This window comes from Clostridium sp. Marseille-Q7071 (assembly GCF_965112025.1).
In genome coordinates this window covers 76,376-93,745 of the sequence record NZ_CBCOPR010000001.1, presented here as the reverse complement: position 1 = coordinate 93,745, position 17,370 = coordinate 76,376, and the positions used below count along the sequence as shown (strand labels likewise).

19 protein-coding genes are annotated in these 17,370 nt (G+C 27.6%); 18 read left to right on the top strand and 1 reads right to left on the bottom strand.

Features of this window, described 5'->3' with window-relative positions; all coding sequences use genetic code 11:
- Nucleotides 1-282 precede the first annotated feature (282 nt).
- From ACWPW7_RS00380 to ACWPW7_RS00295, 18 genes are all read left to right on the top strand, one after another.
- Complete coding sequence (locus tag ACWPW7_RS00380; RefSeq protein ID WP_454051936.1) at nt 283-990, top strand: class I SAM-dependent methyltransferase; 708 nt, start codon at nt 283-285, stop codon at nt 988-990.
- Between the two features lie 71 nt (nt 991-1,061).
- Nucleotides 1,062-1,427 (top strand): hypothetical protein, encoded by a 366-nt coding sequence (locus tag ACWPW7_RS00375; RefSeq protein WP_454051935.1) that lies wholly within the window; start codon nt 1,062-1,064, stop codon nt 1,425-1,427.
- Between the two features lie 126 nt (nt 1,428-1,553).
- Nucleotides 1,554-1,871, top strand: coding sequence for a hypothetical protein (locus ACWPW7_RS00370; RefSeq protein WP_454051934.1), 318 nt, complete (start codon nt 1,554-1,556; stop codon nt 1,869-1,871).
- Nucleotides 1,872-1,986: 115 nt separating this feature from the next.
- Complete coding sequence (locus ACWPW7_RS00365) at nt 1,987-2,346, top strand: GNAT family N-acetyltransferase (protein WP_454051933.1); 360 nt, start codon at nt 1,987-1,989, stop codon at nt 2,344-2,346.
- Nucleotides 2,347-2,589: 243 nt separating this feature from the next.
- Complete coding sequence (locus ACWPW7_RS00360) at nt 2,590-3,171, top strand: GNAT family N-acetyltransferase (RefSeq protein WP_454051932.1); 582 nt, start codon at nt 2,590-2,592, stop codon at nt 3,169-3,171.
- Nucleotides 3,172-3,610: 439 nt separating this feature from the next.
- The gene (locus ACWPW7_RS00355) at nt 3,611-4,147 is read left to right on the top strand and encodes a GNAT family N-acetyltransferase (RefSeq protein ID WP_454051931.1); all 537 of its coding nucleotides are present in this window, start codon (nt 3,611-3,613) and stop codon (nt 4,145-4,147) included.
- Nucleotides 4,148-4,243: 96 nt separating this feature from the next.
- The gene (locus ACWPW7_RS00350) at nt 4,244-4,933 is read left to right on the top strand and encodes a radical SAM protein (protein ID WP_454051930.1); all 690 of its coding nucleotides are present in this window, start codon (nt 4,244-4,246) and stop codon (nt 4,931-4,933) included.
- 119 nt (nt 4,934-5,052) lie between these two features.
- Entirely contained in the window at nt 5,053-5,571 is a 519-nt protein-coding gene (locus ACWPW7_RS00345) for a GrpB family protein (protein WP_454051929.1), read from the top strand.
- A gap of 82 nt (nt 5,572-5,653) precedes the next feature.
- The gene (locus tag ACWPW7_RS00340; protein WP_454051928.1) at nt 5,654-6,127 is read left to right on the top strand and encodes a GNAT family N-acetyltransferase; all 474 of its coding nucleotides are present in this window, start codon (nt 5,654-5,656) and stop codon (nt 6,125-6,127) included.
- A gap of 170 nt (nt 6,128-6,297) precedes the next feature.
- Entirely contained in the window at nt 6,298-7,251 is a 954-nt protein-coding gene (locus ACWPW7_RS00335) for a phosphotransferase family protein (RefSeq protein WP_454051927.1), read from the top strand.
- An 86-nt stretch (nt 7,252-7,337) separates the two neighbouring features.
- Nucleotides 7,338-8,123, top strand: coding sequence for a class I SAM-dependent methyltransferase (locus tag ACWPW7_RS00330; RefSeq protein WP_454051926.1), 786 nt, complete (start codon nt 7,338-7,340; stop codon nt 8,121-8,123).
- Between the two features lie 314 nt (nt 8,124-8,437).
- Nucleotides 8,438-8,851: a hypothetical protein gene (locus tag ACWPW7_RS00325; protein ID WP_454051925.1), complete on the top strand. Its 414-nt coding sequence runs from the start codon at nt 8,438-8,440 to the stop codon at nt 8,849-8,851.
- Nucleotides 8,852-9,331: 480 nt separating this feature from the next.
- Entirely contained in the window at nt 9,332-11,308 is a 1,977-nt protein-coding gene (locus ACWPW7_RS00320) for a YgiQ family radical SAM protein (protein WP_454051924.1), read from the top strand.
- A gap of 221 nt (nt 11,309-11,529) precedes the next feature.
- Nucleotides 11,530-12,663, top strand: coding sequence for an IS4 family transposase (locus ACWPW7_RS00315; RefSeq protein WP_454051923.1), 1,134 nt, complete (start codon nt 11,530-11,532; stop codon nt 12,661-12,663).
- 558 nt (nt 12,664-13,221) lie between these two features.
- Complete coding sequence (locus ACWPW7_RS00310; protein ID WP_454051922.1) at nt 13,222-13,962, top strand: alpha/beta hydrolase; 741 nt, start codon at nt 13,222-13,224, stop codon at nt 13,960-13,962.
- Nucleotides 13,963-13,975: 13 nt separating this feature from the next.
- A complete protein-coding gene (locus ACWPW7_RS00305) occupies nt 13,976-14,452 on the top strand; it encodes a hypothetical protein (protein ID WP_454051921.1) in 477 nt (158 codons plus the stop codon).
- An 81-nt stretch (nt 14,453-14,533) separates the two neighbouring features.
- Nucleotides 14,534-15,694 carry a MerR family transcriptional regulator gene (locus ACWPW7_RS00300; RefSeq protein WP_454051920.1) on the top strand — a complete coding sequence of 387 codons (1,161 nt, stop codon included), beginning with the start codon at nt 14,534-14,536 and terminating at the stop codon, nt 15,692-15,694.
- A gap of 356 nt (nt 15,695-16,050) precedes the next feature.
- Nucleotides 16,051-16,692, top strand: a complete 642-nt coding sequence (locus ACWPW7_RS00295; protein ID WP_454051919.1) for a hypothetical protein — start codon at nt 16,051-16,053, stop codon at nt 16,690-16,692.
- A 219-nt stretch (nt 16,693-16,911) separates the two neighbouring features.
- Here ACWPW7_RS00295 and ACWPW7_RS00290 read toward each other — a convergent pair whose 3' ends face one another.
- Nucleotides 16,912-17,346 (bottom strand): carbohydrate-binding protein, encoded by a 435-nt coding sequence (locus tag ACWPW7_RS00290; RefSeq protein WP_454051918.1) that lies wholly within the window; start codon nt 17,344-17,346, stop codon nt 16,912-16,914.
- Nucleotides 17,347-17,370: the final 24 nt, after the last annotated feature.

The following is a 17,370-nucleotide window of genomic DNA, read 5'->3' as shown; positions in this document are numbered from 1 at the left end:
ATTTCTTTAATTAATCTTTACTAGCAATGCAATTGCTAGTTTTTCCACCTCTGGGGAATATTAGTGAAGCCCTTTAGGGTTCCCCTGAGGTGCAGTAAAGTTTGCAACAATGCTAATAAATTTAATCAATATTATGGAGATACTACAAATGTTAGTCTTTTATTTTAAGTTACTTTGTAACTTAAAAAAGAACTAAATTCAAAACTTCTCTTATGAAGAGAAGTATCAATAATTTTACATTGTCAATCGTCAATTTTCAATTGTAAAAGGGGGATATAAAACATGGCAAATGAGTATTCAAAATTATGGTTTGAAGTATTTATGAAAGGTAAAAATGTCTCTGATACTGAGATAGAAGTGAATTTTTTAAAGAGACATCTTCCAATATCAAATTATAAAAAAATATTGGATCTTTGCTGTGGTTACGGTAGACATTCTAATATGTTAGGGGAATATGGATATAATGTATTAGGAATTGATAGAGATGAGGATGCTTTGATAAAAGCTGAAAAATCAGCTAATAAAAATGTTGAATATCTTTCATATGACATGAGAAATATAGAGAAACTATCTTATTCTTTTGATGGAATAATTAGCATGTGGCATAGCTTTGGCTACTTTAATGATGATGTTAATAATAGCATCATTAAACAAATAAGCAGTTTGTTAAATAAGAATGGCAGATTTATATTAGATATTTACAATAAAGATTTTTTTGAAAAGAATGTTGGAAAGAGAGAATTTACTAAAGAAAATCTACTGATAAAAGAAGAAGTAAAAAAAGAAGGAAGTAGATTTAATGTAACTCTTAGTTATAATAATACAAATATAATAGACGAGTTTAATTGGTATTTATATTCAAAGGATGAAATAACAAACTTATGCAAAGAGTATAGTTTAATATGTAAGACTGCATGCACTTGGTGCGATGAGGGACAAGCTATAGATGAAAATGCACCAAGAATGCAACTTGTTTTTGAAAAAAATTAATTAACTAGAAATACAATATTTCATATTAAGATAATTTAAAAAGTTAAATAAATTTATATAAGGGGATTAATATGAAAATTTTAATAGGGCAACCAATCCATGAGAAAAATATAGAGCAACTTGAAAATGAAATAAAGATAAATAGAGAAATAGATATAGTATTATTTCCAGAAGGATATTTATCAAATGAAAAGATTTTAGAAGAGGCTTGTGAAATAGCTAAAAGATATAATGTGGCTATTATTACATCATACAGATTTAATAATAAAGATAGAGCAATAGTAATAAATAATTGTGGGGAGAAAATTTTAGAAAGAGCTAAAACTTCACCAAACGAAGATGTAGAGCTATATGCCCCACTGGTAGCCGATTATAATAAAACAACAATTGGATACTTACCTGGGCATCTTCAAAAAAATAAAAAGTCAGTATGCTAGACTATTTTGTGACATACTGCGTTGTCAGAACCCAGTGATAGCATAACTATCATTGGAACCTGACGCCTTGTCTGACACAAAATATTCTTGCATCTTTGACTAATTATTTTATTTCAGATACCCTGCATGGGAATCTTAAAAGGTGTAAGAGATTTAAAGAATGTAAATAAAACGATTAATTTTATTGCACATCCAATTGGAGTTGGAATGTTTAGTGATGAACAATTTGACCAGTGGATAAACGAGGCGAAAAATATTGCAAAAACATATAAAACAATGATAATTGGAACAAGTCATGCAGATGGATCATATAGAAATTGCGGAATATCAATTCCTATCTCATATTGCATTGATAATAATGGAGAAGCTATATACATTTCAAAATCAGATACTCGAACACGAATTGTAAATCTATCTACAAAAGAAGTTAAGGTTAACTCTTAGTAGTATAAAAATTTATAATACTCAGGATTTAAAAGTATAAAAATAATCTATTAAATTTTATAAGTTATAAATTGAATTTTATTATTTTAAAAATTAAAGTGGGGAATTGATTAAAATGATAATTAGAAATTTCAAAATTGAGGATTATGATGAAGTTATTAACCTATGGAAAAGAAGTGGTTTAGAAATTAAGCAGTCAGATAGCATTGAAGAAATCAAGAAAAAACTAGAAAGAGATAGGGAGCTATTTTTAGTTGCAGAGGATAATGGAATTATTGGAGCAGTTATTGGAGCATGGGATGGCAGAAGAGCATGGATATATCATTTAGCGGTATTACCTGAAAGAAGGAATGAAGATATTGGTACCCAAATTATTAAAGAGTTGGAAGTAAGATTAAAGAAAAAAGGAGCTCTAAAAATTAATCTACTAGTAGAGCCACATAATCAAGGAGTTCAATCATTCTATGAGAAATAAGAATATAAAAGTGAAAATTTAGTTTTTATGACAAAAAAACTTTAGATGGTTATGACTATAATTATATGTATTCAAAATAAAAAATATTTGGTGTAGGGGTGAACAGTGTTCGCCCTAAAATTTAAATTTTTTTGTTATCAGATATTGTAAACAGTAGTTATATTTCGAGAAATAGCATTTTCAGATATAAAAGATAAAACATTTAGTTAGTATTACAAATCTAATTATCTTAGGGGGATATGAATGATAATAAGAGAATATAATGATACTGATAATTTTCAATGGGTAAGGTGTAGGGTCTTATCCTTTTTAGATAGTGCATATTTTGATAATGTATTAAGGGAAAAAGAACATTATGAAAATCCTTCAATTGAACTAGTAGCAGAAGTAGATAATACGATAGTAGGTTTAATTGATATAGAGTATAAAACAGAAAAAGGAGAAGTTTGCTATAGTGCTAATGAATTAGGAGGGGCTATATGGCATATAGCAGTATTACCGGAACATAGAGGGCTTGGAATTGCAACTTTATTATTAAATGAAGCAGTAAATAGATTAAAGAATAAAGGTATAAAAAAGCTTGAAGCATGGACAAGAGATGATAAGTGGGTAAATGATTGGTATAAAAACAGAGGATTTAACTGGAAAGAATCATATCTACATGTCTACACTGAAGGAAATGAATGTGGTGAGATTACTGAATCTAAAATTAAAAAGTTATTTATATGTAATTGTTTTACACATTATGTAGGGGAAGAAAAAGAAGAAATTAAAAATAGATTTAAAAGAGTTCATGAATGTAATTTGTATGAATTAGTACTTTAAAACTAATTGAAAATCTTCTTATTTTAAAATTAATATAAAGCTTATATAACTTTTATTACATATTAAAAAGAAAATTTATAGTATCTTCTATAGGCATACAATACGAAAACTTAATATATACTCTGGAAAATAAATTTTCTATAAAAATAGATTAACCCCTTAGAAATTAAGGATTAATAATGAAGAATGAAAAATTTAGGATGAAATTCACCTTTAGTGAATTTCTTAAAATAAAATTTATTCTCAAAAAACTTCAAAGGTCTTAACCGTGAAGTTTTAACCATAATTCTTCATCTTTAATCCTTAATTTTTCATTCATAGAAAAGAATTTTTTATGGAATTTAAAATCATGCATAAGTTAAATTTTTATTGAGGAACCCTATATTAAGCAATGATATAATAGATATACAAAATTTTATAACTGTTGGAGGAATATAGAATGAGAGATTTTTTTCTTACTACAGCAAGATTAGGATTTTCAGTATGGAGTGAAGAGGACTTAACTGATGCTCTAGAACTTTGGGGCGATGCTAGGGTAACAAAACTAATTGTTGCAGATGGTAAAATGTCAGAAAAGCAAGTTCATGAGAGACTAAAAATAGAGATAGAAATATATAAAAATTATAATATTCAATACTGGCCAATATATCTTAAAGAAACTAATGAAAATATAGGCTGTTGTGGATTAAGGCCATATGATTATGAAAATAAGATTCTTGAAATAGGTATACATTTAAAAGAGAACTATTGGGGAGCTGGTATTGCTACAGAAGCATGTAGTGCTGTGATTAAATATGCATTTACTAATCTTAATGCTAAGGCAATTTTTGCTGGTCATAGTCCTAAAAATATTGCATCTGCTCAATTGCTTAAAAAACTTGGATTTACTTATACACATGATGAATTTTATCCACCAACAGGACTGTATCATCCTTCATATTTAATCACTGAACAGGAAACAAAATTAAATATATAAATTCATAGTACTTAAATGAATTATATATAGTTTTTAAATAAGTTAATTTAACAAATGTATTAGATGATAGAGATACGTGAATAAGGAGTGATTGAAATGGAAGCATTTTCAATAGGTAAAGTATATAAAGATACAAATGGATGCAAGACAGTAAATATTAATCCACTTCCAAAAGGATTTTGTAGCTTTGATTGTGTATTTTGCCCATTAGGAAGAACTGATATAAAAACAGATAAAAAATTTTTCTTTGATGAAACAAAAGATTTTATTAATAAGTTATCAAATTTTTTAGATTCAAATGATGTTGATGTTGTGTTTATAAATCCTGATGGTGAATCTATGGCAAATGAAGAATTAATAGATATTATAAAACTTATTAAAGATAAAGGCAGAAAAGTGAAACTTCTAAGTAATGGTTATCTTTTAAACAAAGAGGAAAATAAACAAGTTCTCGAATTGTGCGATGAAGTTATAGGAGAATTGGCAGTTACTAATGAAAAATATTTTCAGAAATTACAAAGACCTCTTGAAGGTTATACATTAGAAAAATACATCGATAACATGACTAATTTTAAAAAATGGTTTAAAGGCAAATTTATTTTAGATATTACTATTATAAAAAATTATTCAGATACAGAAGAAGCTATTAACCTATTTAAAGAAATAATTGAAAAAATAAGTTCCGATGAAGTATTTCTAGAGACACCAGATGAAGATAGATTTAAAGGAGCATTCGAAGTAAGTAATGAAAGGCTTAATGAAATAAGAAAAAAGTTATATATTTAAATAAAGATTTATATTGTGGAATATAATATCTAAAGTGAACAATTAAAAATAGACAAGTTGTTGAATTTATTAATTATAAGTTAAAGTAAAAATAAGTTATATTAGAGGAGGAATAAATTATGAAAGTAGTTGTTGTTAATTATGACCAAGAATGGACTTCAATGTATAATCAAGAGGTAAAAAAGATAAAAGAAATACTTGGAAAGGAACTAATAGAAATTCATCATATCGGAAGTACTTCAGTGGAAAATTTAAAGGCTAAACCAATCATTGATATTATGCCAGTAGTGCGTGATATTGAAAAAGTAGACCAATATAACGATAAATTTAAAGAATTAGGATATGAACCTATGGGGGAATATGGGATTGAAGGTAGACGATACTTTAGAAAAGGTTTAGCGAATAGAACACATCATGTTCACGTATTTGATGTCAATAATGCTTGTGATATTGAAAGACATCTTGCAGTTAGGGATTATTTAAGAGCTCATCCAAAAGACTCATATGAGTATGGAGAACTTAAGGAAGAACTTGCAAATAAATATCCATCAGATATTGAAGCATACTGTTTAGGTAAGGATTCGTTCGTAAAGAATTTGGAAAGAAAAGCAATCGATTGGTATCGTAAATCAAAATAAGCATAATTTTTAGTTAATTATAAGACGCATATTAAATTTATATATGTGTTATTTTTAGTATAAGAAAGATGGTGACAATAAAATGAACCTGCAACTGAAGAAAGCCACTCAAAAAGATGCTGAAGAATTATTTAATTTACAAGTTAAAACATTTATGCCTTTACTTGAAAAATATCAAGATTATGAAACAAGTCCTGCAAATGAAACTCTTGAAAAAATTATAAGTAGAATTAACTACAAATTAGGTGATTATTATAAAATAATCTTTAATAACATGCTTGCAGGTGCAATTCGAATTATGTGGTGGGAAAATACAACTAGATATAGACTAGGTTCAATATTTATTGCACCAGAATTTCAAGGAAAAGGTATTGCACAGCAAACAATAAATATGGTTGAGAAACTATATCCACAAGCTACAACTTGGGAGCTTGATACAATTTTACAGGAGAAGAGAAATTGTTATTTATATGAGAAAATGGGTTATTGCCAAGGTGAAGAAAGAAAAATAATAAATGATAACATGACAATTGTATTTTATAAAAAGTATGTATAGGGACGGTTCATTAGAAATAATAAAAATATAAGAGGCATAAATATTGTATTATCGAAGGATATTAAAACAAACATAAAAGATGATATTTAAATAGGAAAGATTATGTTACTTTCAAATGAGATATTTTGAGGTTTATTTTAAATCATTTAATAGTTGGAGTGTGATGTAATATGGGTTGTAAGCTGGAGAGAATTATTCCTTTTTATGAAATGGATAAAGGAATTGTTAATCATCTTTTTTATCTTTTTGATAGAAATTTAGTGGTGGAGAGTATTACCCCACTGTTAGAAGGCTGTAGGAATACAAATTATGTTGTTCATATAAAGAATAATGATTCAGTGTTTTTACTTAGAATATTTCCAATTAATGATGACTCATGGAAAAAGGAAAAGAAGTTATTATCTGTATTAAAGAATGAAATATCAGTACAGAAATTATACTTTTTATCTCAAGATGAATCCATTGAATTAAGAACTTTTGCTATTTATGAATTTGCTCAGGGAATAACCCTGCAAAGTGCTATTAATTCTGGATATGTTCTAGAGGATAACTTAATTAGGGATATTGGAAAGACATTAGCATCAATTCATAATCATACCTATACAAAAGTTGGGTTCTTAGATGATAATTTAGAAGTGAAAAGTTTTTTACCTCCTTTAGAAACATGGTATGAAATGTTTCTAGGTGAAAATGCAAGAGAACGTTTAGGAGCTGAAACGGTAAAAAATATAGAAAATTTAATATTATCAAACAAAGAGAGTTTAGAACAGATGGATAAACAAGTTTCCTTGGTTCATGGAGATTTTAGACCAACTAACATTTTAGTTCATAATGGAAAATTCAGTTGTATTTTGGACTGGGAGTTTGCCATGGCTGGTCATCCAATATCTGATATAGGTCAATTTTTTAGAGAAGAGCAATATTTAGATAAAAATTTAATAGCAGCATTTGAAAAAAGTTATTCAGAGGTATCTAAGACAAAACTTTCAAAGAACTGGTATAAGCTGGGAAAGTTAAGAGACTTAGTAAATCTAATTCAAATGATTAATGAAGAAAATGACTTGCCAGAAAAACATAAGAATTTTAAAAAGCTTATAATATCTACTCTGCAAAATTACTATTAAGATTAATGATATTTGTGAAACAAAATGAGAGGGTAAATAAAATATGAATAAAGAAAAACAAAAATTTATAGAAGTGTGGGATAAAGTTGCACCTATTTGGCAAAATTGGACCTGATTATTGGAATCAATTTGGAAATAGATTAGTTGAACTTTCAAGCATTAATAAAGATGCAAAAGTGTTAGATATTGGCATGGGTAGGGGAGCTTCATTGTTTGCTACTATAAGTAAAATAGGGGAAGATGGACATGCTATAGGTATAGATATTTCAGAAGTTATGGTAAGTGAAACATATAAGGATATCTTAAAGCAACATATAGAAAATGCAGAAGTAATAAAAATGAATGCAGAAAACTTAGATTTTGATAATAACTCTTTTGATAATGTTATTTGTGGATTTGGTATTGGATATCTTTTATTTAGTGATAATAAATTAAATGATGTACTAAGAGTGTTAAAAAAAGATGGACAAGTTGGATTTAGCATATGGGGAGTACAAGAGGATCAAAAATGGCTAACAGAAATAGTTAATAAATATTTAAATATAGATTCATCTAATGAAAATAGTAATAAAAAATCAAATATTCCACAGTTTAATACATTAGATGGAGCGAAAAAAGTACTAGAAGATTCAGGTTTTAGAAATGTTAAAACTTATCAAAAAGATGCAGATGTTGTTTATAAAAGCAAAGAAGAATGGTGGCAAGAAATGTGGTCTAATGTAGTAAGAACAATATTTGAAAGAGTAGAAGAACTTGGTGAGAATAAGTTTAAAGAATTTAAAATAGACATATTTAATGGACTTGAAAAATTTAGAAAGATAGATGGATTTCATTTTAATATGCCAGTAATATATGCTTTTGGAGAAAAATAATTGAAATAAAGTAAGAGAAAATATATGGTAATACATAAAGAATATTTGATAATTCTATATAATATAAAGCATATTTGAAAGATGCTCAGTGACTAGTTAGTATGCTAGTCTATTTTTCGTAATATTCCGTCATAAGAGTTTGCTCATAGCCATGCCATGAGTGGAAATTGTTTCATTACTTGACATAAAATATTTATTTCATATTTGAGTAGTTATTTTATTTTTATATTTAAATAATAAAGCTGTTAGCCATAAGGTATCAATGATATAATTAATAAATGACTAAATAAAAAAACGTAAAGTGAGAAAACTAAATGAGAAATGCAAAATTAGAGAAAACAATAATTAAAATAGATAATGACATTGCAGCGATGAATATAGCTAAAAGGTACTTATCAAATTTAGAAGAAATTAATACTGTAAAAGATGATTTAAATAAGAAAAGACAGCTATTAGCTAATGAGCTGTATTATGAAGATCATAAAGCTTATGGAGAGTGCTGTGAAGTTATATCAGAAATGTTAGATGAAGAGCTAGGTAAAAATGAGCAAATAGAATTGCTTGAAATTATAAAAGATAAATTTGGAAGACAATCACCAAATGTAAGCAAAAGAACCAATGGTCTTAATGCATGGCTTAAAGAACTTGATATTCAATATCATTGGATTGACAATGGTGAAGATGATTGGGCTACATTAGTTATAACAGGATTTGGATTACACCAGTAATATAGTTATATATGAGAGAATAAAGTTCTTAGGATAATATAAAACTATATCTTTAAGTTAGAATTCGTCTTTACGGATGAAATTCATTATACTAAGGTGTAATAGGCTTACTTTAGGGGAGCAAAATTTAAAATTGCAAAGGCTTTTGCAGTAACTTTTACAACAACAAAGGTATGCTAATTTGATAGTTTAGCATACCTTTTTATATTTTATTTTTCAGAAACTTAATTAGGCATCTGAAAAAATAACTAATTAAAGATGTTGAGAATATTTTATATCAGACAAGGATGCTGATAATTGTGGTATCTGAAAAATTAATGAACGCAGTATGGTGCAAGATATCTGAGCATACTGACTAGTTATTTTAAAAAGATGATTTATAATCAAATGAAAAAATTAACATAAGGAATCCTTAGTAAAAACTAAAGATTTAATGATATAATCTATTTTAGATTAACAAGAGATGAGCAGGTGAGACGAATGAAAAATACATTTTTACCAATTAGTAAAGAAGATATGAAAAGTAGAGGATGGGAAGAATTAGATTTTGTTTTAGTTACAGGAGATGCATATATAGATCACCACAGTTTTGGAACTGCAATTATTTCTAGAGTTTTAGAAAATGTAGGCTATAAAGTAGGGATAATAGCTCAACCAGATTGGAAAAGTGTTGATGACTTCAAAAAATTAGGAAAACCTAGATTGGGATTTTTAGTAAACGCAGGTAATATGGATTCTATGGTTAATCATTATACTGTAAGTAAAAAGCTAAGAGATAAAGATTTTTATTCTCCTGGTGGAAAGATGGGATTAAGACCAGATAGAGCAACAATTGTTTATTGTAATAAAATTAGAGAAGCATATAAAAATGTCACTATTATAATTGGTGGTGTAGAAGCAAGTCTTAGAAGATTTGCTCATTATGATTATTGGAGCGATAAGGTAAGAAAATCTATGCTTATTGATAGTGGTGCAGACCTTTTAGTATACGGAATGAGTGAAAAGCAAATTGTGGAAATTGCAAACAATTTAAATAATGGCTTGGAAGCTAAGTATGTTACCCATGTGCCAGGAACGTGTTATGTAGTAGAAGATTTAGAAAATGTAAATGATTATATTGAAATACCTTCATATAAAGAAGTTTGTGCAGATAAGAGAAAGCATGCAGAAGCTTTTAGAGTACAATATGAGGAGCAAGATCCAATTAGAGGAAAGACTATAGTACAAAAGCATGCAAACAAATATTTGGTGCAAAATAAACCAGAGATGATATTAAGTAGAGAAGAGCTAGATAAAGTTTACTCTCTTCCATACCAAAAAAATTATCACCCTATTTATGAAGAGCAAGGTGGAATAGCTGCTATAGATGAAGTTAAATTTAGCATAGTTAGCTCAAGAGGATGTTATGGAAACTGTTCTTTTTGTGCCATAACTTTTCATCAAGGAAGAATTGTACAAAGTAGAAGTGAAGATTCAATATTAGAAGAAGCAAAAGAAATTACAGATTTTGAAGACTTTAAAGGATATATTCATGATGTTGGAGGTCCAACTGCAAACTTTAGAGGTCCTGCTTGTAAAAAACAATTAAAGTTTGGAGCTTGTAAAGATAAACAGTGCTTATATCCAAACCCATGTAAAAACATGGACGTAGATCATAGCGAATATCTACAATTACTTAGAAAGGTAAGAAGTTTACCTAAGATTAAAAAGGTATTTGTACGCTCAGGGTTAAGATATGACTACATAATGGCAGATAAAGATGATAAATTTTTTAAAGAACTTATAGAGCATCATGTAAGTGGTCAACTAAAAGTTGCTCCAGAACATGTATCAGCCAATGTTTTAAAATATATGGGAAAACCAGCTGGAAAAACCTATGATAGATTTAGAGAAAAATTCTTTAAAATAAATGAAAAATTAGGGAAAAAACAATACATAATACCGTATTTAATGTCAAGCCATCCAGGAAGTACATTAGATTCAGCAATAGAATTAGCTGAGTATTTGAGAGATATTAATTATCAACCAGAACAGGTTCAAGATTTCTATCCAACTCCTGGAACACTATCAACAGTTATGTTTTACACAGGACTTGACCCATTAACTATGGAAGAGGTTTATGTTCCTAAAACTAGACATGAAAAGGCTATGCAAAGAGCATTACTTCAATTTAGAAATCCTAAGCATTATAATTTAGTATATGAGGCATTAACTGAAGCGGGAAGAACAGACTTAATTGGATATGGACTAAAATGCTTAATAAAGCCTAAGGGAAATAGAAATAATGTAGAATATAATAAAAATAAAAAGATAGGTACATATAAATCTAAGGCTAAAGATAAGGCTAACTCAAAGGAAAATAATCGAAAAGAAAGTAAGGGAAGATTGAAACAGAATAAACCAAAAGACAGAGTTAAAGGCAATAATAAAAATAATGGAAAAAATAGAAGACGATAATATAGATGTATCATTTTTAAATTTGATCTATGCATTCATAGAATTGCATTATTAAGCTGTCTAAGTTTACATTAATATGAAATTAAGAATTTTTATTGTAGATTCCACCCCTGGGGTTTTAGTGTTGCATCTTTGAATAAGTATCCTAAATTACCTAAAGAAACCTTATTGATATTTTAGTAAGAATATTATTAAAATTGTTTAAAAGGAGGTAATTTAGCATGATTAGCAGAAAAATGGAAAAAGTTTTTACGAAATTAATTAAGCCAATTTCTGAGAATAAAGTAAATTGTTTAACAAACACGTACAATAGTGATTTTAAAACAAAAACTTTTGATACTTTTTCTCATATAAAATCAATGATATTTTTACAGGTTTCCAACTGCAACTCACTTCATGCATTAGTTGATGTTTATAAGGAAACACCAAGTATGCAAGAGCTCTTTAACTTACCAAGTGTATCTCAAATATCTCGTAAAAATGAACAAAGAAATTATCAAGTTTTTGAAAAAACCTTTCAAGATATTGTAAACTATTTTATAAAAAAGGTCGGAATTAATAAAGCTTCAGAGAAATTAGGAAATATAAAAATTATGGATTCTACCACAATTCAGATAGCTGCTAAATTTGCTCCTGAGCTTTATTATGAATGTGGAAAATCATCAATTAAATTTAATATACTATATAACTATACAAAAGATATTCCTGAGAAAGTTAATACATTTCCCTCAAAGATTAGGGACACTGATTGTATAGGCGACCTTATTGTAGATGATGGAAGCATATATTTATTTGATAGAGGATATCGCAACTATAAGTGGTATGATACTCTTTATGATAATAAAATTCAGTTTATTACTCCACTATATGCAGATGCTAGGGTGTTTCATTGTGGGAAAAGAGATTGTTCAGAAGAAAATGCATTCGAAAATGTATTAGATAGAGATATTATATTAGGTGCTAATGCAATTAAAAATAAAGATACAGATGAAAATAAAAGAGTATATAGAGAAATTACTTATACTGATACTAATAGCAAAAATGAAAAGATAGAAATAAGATTATTAACAAATATGCGTAATATATGTGCAAGAGAGGTAATTTACCTTTATAAAATAAGATGGAAAATTGAGTGCTTTTTCAAGTGGATTAAGCAACACCTAACAATTAAACATTGGATAGGTCACAATGAAAATGCACTCAAGATACAGATTTACTCTGCACTAATATCCTATGTATTATTGCAAATTTTAAACATAGAATCTAAAAAGAACATGGCCATGTTAAAAGTAATGCGAATAATACGAACTAATTTACTAATAAATGTTCAAGATGTTCCACTATTTGGAACATGATTTTAGCAAAAATTTAAAATTTTTTTTAAAAATACTCGCAATAATATTTGCATTATTACTGTAAATATATTGATAAAAATATGTAAATTTCCATTAAATATAACAATTACCTATAAATTTATCAAATAGATATTAACATGTGTTTCTATATTTTATTTTTCTTGGAACGATGCAACACTAAAACCCCTGGGGTGCAGTATAATTTGGAGTTAAAGCTAGTGAGTTTATACTAATATTATGGACATAATCAATATATTCTAAGTATTGTTCAATACCGAAGATATTGTTCCGTATCCTACTGCACCCCAGGGGTCTATATAAAAAAGTAGTTGCAGATTTAAATGTTGTAACTGCTTTTATTTTGTTTAAAACTTATGACTTTGTTATAGACCCCTGGGTTGGAAAATTTAAATAATTGTTAACTGTGAATTTAATAATTTTAATTAGCGTGACAGCAGTCACGCTTTTTTGCGTAGTAAAAAGGAGGATATTATAGCTTAGTATGGAAGATATTAAAAACTATGTTTATATAATATGGTTAATAAAAGGGGGATAAATATGGAAAGAATCACTTTTATTAATTCAAGAAATTTAAAATTAGTAGGGAATATTTTTCCTACAAAGTCTAAATCAATAATTATTTTTGCTCATGGCTTTATTTCTGATAAGCGTTCAAAGGGGAGATTTCCTAGACTTGTAGAAGCTTTTAATCAATGTCGATATAACGTTTTGACATTTGATTTTTGTGGATGTGGGGAAAGTGATGATGATAGCATAACTGTTTCTAAAGAAATAGATGATTTAAATTCTGCAATTAAATTTGTAAAATCACTAGGATATAAAAAAATAGGACTTTATGGCCATAGTCTTGGAAGTCTTATTTGTTTAATAGATACAATGGTTTTATCAGGAGCTTTAACTGGTCCAATGAAATATAATTGGAGTGAGTATTTTACAGAGGAACAAATTAAAGAATTAAATGAAAAAGGATATATCACTGAAAATATAACTGAAGGAATAAGAAAACAAGTAATAATTGATAAACAAATGCTTATGGACTTTGAGTTAACAAATCAAAGTGAACTTATGAAGAATATTCATTGCCCTATTTTGCTAATACATGGTAATAATGATGAGGAGGAAAAGCTTCTTTGTGAAAATTCTAAAAGAGCAATGACCTTACTTCCTAAGGAGAGTAGATTAGAAATTATTGATGGTGCTGACCATAGTTTTCTTGAATATTATGATACTTTAATCAATCTTACCAAGGATTGGTTCTTAAATCATTTAGAAAGTTAAGGGTGAGACTTTTATGGACTGTGAAAATAAATCTAAATATATAGTAATAATATTAATACCTTTAATAATTGGGATTATTATAAACAGAGTTAATTTTATTTTACAAATATATTCTACGGTTCCATGGATATTTGTTATTGCTTTTATTATATTTTGGTTTTGGGCTGGAAAAGTATTTGCGAAGGCAAATCACAATAGAGTAAAGAGTTTTTTAATAGGTAATAGTCTGTGGGCGATATCATTTCTCTTTTATCTTTGGCAATTTGTATTAGTAAATGATGCAAATAAAAATTTTATAATAGCAGGAATATCTCAAAATTATATGATACTTATAGTGCCTATAGCAACAAAAGTAATTACGATGTTTACTAATGCAATTGATGGAACTATTATTTCAATAGTATCTTACATTCTTATGTTTATAATTTTTTCTATAGGATTTATTTATGAATCTTTAAAGAAAGATTCTAGTTTACAAGTTGAATCATAATAAAGTTAATATAGTGTATTTTTAAAGATTGACTCCAACCTAAGGTAGGAGCTTAGAATAACTATGAAGGGAGGCAATATCTTGAAAATCGGTGAGTTTGCTAAAAGATCAGGGGTAACTGTAAGAACATTACTTCATTATGAGAAAATCGGATTATTAAAACCATCATATAAAACTAGCTCTGGATATAGGGTTTATTGTGAAGAAGATTTTTTGAGACTTCAGCAAATTATTACTTTAAAATTTATTGGATTATCTTTAAGTGAGATAAATGAAATTTTATATAAAAGAGAAGGAAATTTAGAAAGCATAATTAGCGCTCAAAAAAGTGCTTTAGAAGAAAAGAAAAAACATCTAGAATCAGTTATAACTGTTTTTGATAAAGCTGAAAATCAAATAAAAGAAAATGGATTTTTAGAGGTTGAAAAACTTATTGATATTATCAAGATAACTAATATGGAAGGTAAAGTGAAAGAGCAGTATAAAAATGCTGAAAATTTTAATTTAAGAACTAAGCTTCATAGTTATAATATTAATAAAACAGATTGGAATAACTGGTGTTTTAATCAAATGAAATTTCCAAGCAAGGCAAGAGTACTAGAATTAGGTTGCGGTACTGGAGAACTTTGGCTTAAGAACAAAGAGAGTGTGAAGAGCGAATGGAATATTACTTTATCTGATTTTTCTGCTTCTATGCTCCAAAATGTAAAAGAAAAATTAGAGCAAATAGAGCAGGATTTTATATATAAGGAGATTGATGCACAAAATATTCCTTATGAAGATGAAAGTTTTGATGTAGTAATTGCAAGACATATGATCTATCTTGTTCCAGATATAGAAAAAGCCTTATTAGAAATAAAGCGAGTTCTTGTTAAAGATGGGACATTTTATATCGCCGCTAATTCTTGTGAAGCTATGAATGAGCTAAATAACCTTATAGAAAAATTTGATTCTACTTTAGGGCTTCATAATAATGGAATGTGTGATAGATTTCAACTTGAAAATGGACAAGCATTATTAGGAAAATATTTTAGTGAAGTTAAGGTGGAAGTCTTAGAAGGAAAGATTGTTACATCTGATATTGATTCTATTGTTTCTTATAAAGCTTCTAGTATAAAAGGAACCTCTGTACTTGTAGGAAAAAAGAAAGATGATTTTAGAAAATATATAGATGATTACATTAAAGAAAAAGGAGATATATCCATAACCACAAAAGCCTGTATATTTGAAGTAAAGAAATAGATAAGGGACGGTTCATTATTTTTTTAGTAATTAAAAAATATTTATATATTTTAATGAACCGTCCCTTGAATATGAATTAAAAGTTAAGAATGAAAAATAAAGAATTATGGTTAAAACTCCAAGACCAAAGCCTTTAGAGTTTTCTTAAAATAAATTTTATTTTAAGAAATTCACCTTTAGTGAATTTTTTCCTGAATTTTTCATTCTTCATTGTTAATCCTTAATTTCTAAGGGGTTAAGCTATTTTCTAGAGTATATTTTAAGTTTTATATTGTATGCCGATACTAAAGTCCCTTAAGAAATCCATATCCTAAGTGTGATATAATGAAAACAAAAAAAGGATGGTACAATTTAATATGGATATTAATGATAAAGATCAATTAGAGATAAATAAAAACTTAGAGGGGTTAGGGGCAAAGGAAATTTGGGAAGTACTATATAATAAAGAATTAAATTGCAAGAAGAATATATTAGAATATATTAGTATTACGAAAGTACTTAAGGCAGGCAATATAACAAGTGAGCAAATACAAGATACATATATATTAATTTATAATAGTATAGATGAAATGAAGGCTGTTATTAAACCTAATACAATTATGTATTTAAAGAATCAACTGAAAGCACAATTAGGAAAGTATGTTAAGGAGAAAGATCCACAGCCTATTAATCACTTTATAGAATTTTTTAAAAAGGCATATCCAGCAAATTACAGAAGAAAAGATTTTACATGGGTACTTATGGATATTAATAAAATTGCAGAGGAGCAAATTTGGACTACATTAATTTATATTAATGGATTATGTTTAAAAGATAATTACAAACTTAATAAAGAGCAAAAAGAAGACATTATAAAAATGGTAGAATTGCTAGTTAAGAAAAACAACATCAAATATATTAATCAAGTTAAGAGTTTATCTGAGTTACTTAATATTCTAAACATAAAAATAATAACTACAGATAAAGGCTTTAAAGTTAAGTCATCTTCAAAAAAATAACTAGTTAGTATAATAAATTTAAAAGCAAAAGTTAAGTATCATACACTTAAGGTTTAAGGATTAAGTAATATAAGCTTAGTCTTTTTTATCTTTTGGCATATAAAAAAATTCCTCTATTTGAGGAATTTTTAATAAGCCAATATTTATTAAAATTTAAGTGTTTTATTCTTGGGGCTCACAACTAAAGACTTTTATAATAGTTTAGACCTATATATAGGATTAGATTTCGCCTATAAGTTTCCATACATACTTTGTTGATGGAGATAATCTAGAGTGATCTACTATACACTCATAAATATTACCTTCATATATAACTCTATCACCTACGTAGTATCTAGTATTTCTTTTCCATTCTTCTCCCATAAGTTTCCACACATATTTTGTTGATGGAGATAATCTAGAGTGATCTACTATACATTCATAAATATTACCTTCATGTATAACTTTATCACCTACATAATATCTAGTATTTTTTGTCCATTCAGGTATAGTAGTTTTATTTCCTTCTACTGAATTGGCAACTATGTTAGCTGGTAATTTACCAGTAAATGTTTTGTGATTCTCTTGCACAGATGCATTTACATTTACATTAATAGTTCCAGCTAAAATTAATGCCATAATTGTTACTAATGAACAAGTTCTTTTTGATTTCATAAAGAATTCCCCCTAATGATACAA

Coding starts and splice junctions, on each gene's coding strand:
- ACWPW7_RS00350 (WP_454051930.1), top strand. CDS start 4,244: ATGGAAGCATTTTCAATAGGTAAAGTATATAAAGATACAAATGGATGC.
- ACWPW7_RS00365 (WP_454051933.1), top strand. CDS start 1,987: ATGATAATTAGAAATTTCAAAATTGAGGATTATGATGAAGTTATTAAC.
- ACWPW7_RS00310 (WP_454051922.1), top strand. CDS start 13,222: ATGGAAAGAATCACTTTTATTAATTCAAGAAATTTAAAATTAGTAGGG.
- ACWPW7_RS00360 (WP_454051932.1), top strand. CDS start 2,590: ATGATAATAAGAGAATATAATGATACTGATAATTTTCAATGGGTAAGG.
- ACWPW7_RS00315 (WP_454051923.1), top strand. CDS start 11,530: ATGATTAGCAGAAAAATGGAAAAAGTTTTTACGAAATTAATTAAGCCA.
- ACWPW7_RS00290 (WP_454051918.1), bottom strand. CDS start 17,346: ATGAAATCAAAAAGAACTTGTTCATTAGTAACAATTATGGCATTAATT.
- ACWPW7_RS00370 (WP_454051934.1), top strand. CDS start 1,554: ATGGGAATCTTAAAAGGTGTAAGAGATTTAAAGAATGTAAATAAAACG.
- ACWPW7_RS00380 (WP_454051936.1), top strand. CDS start 283: ATGGCAAATGAGTATTCAAAATTATGGTTTGAAGTATTTATGAAAGGT.
- ACWPW7_RS00355 (WP_454051931.1), top strand. CDS start 3,611: ATGAGAGATTTTTTTCTTACTACAGCAAGATTAGGATTTTCAGTATGG.
- ACWPW7_RS00325 (WP_454051925.1), top strand. CDS start 8,438: ATGAGAAATGCAAAATTAGAGAAAACAATAATTAAAATAGATAATGAC.
- ACWPW7_RS00295 (WP_454051919.1), top strand. CDS start 16,051: ATGGATATTAATGATAAAGATCAATTAGAGATAAATAAAAACTTAGAG.
- ACWPW7_RS00345 (WP_454051929.1), top strand. CDS start 5,053: ATGAAAGTAGTTGTTGTTAATTATGACCAAGAATGGACTTCAATGTAT.
- ACWPW7_RS00305 (WP_454051921.1), top strand. CDS start 13,976: ATGGACTGTGAAAATAAATCTAAATATATAGTAATAATATTAATACCT.
- ACWPW7_RS00320 (WP_454051924.1), top strand. CDS start 9,332: ATGAAAAATACATTTTTACCAATTAGTAAAGAAGATATGAAAAGTAGA.
- ACWPW7_RS00375 (WP_454051935.1), top strand. CDS start 1,062: ATGAAAATTTTAATAGGGCAACCAATCCATGAGAAAAATATAGAGCAA.
- ACWPW7_RS00335 (WP_454051927.1), top strand. CDS start 6,298: ATGGGTTGTAAGCTGGAGAGAATTATTCCTTTTTATGAAATGGATAAA.
- ACWPW7_RS00340 (WP_454051928.1), top strand. CDS start 5,654: ATGAACCTGCAACTGAAGAAAGCCACTCAAAAAGATGCTGAAGAATTA.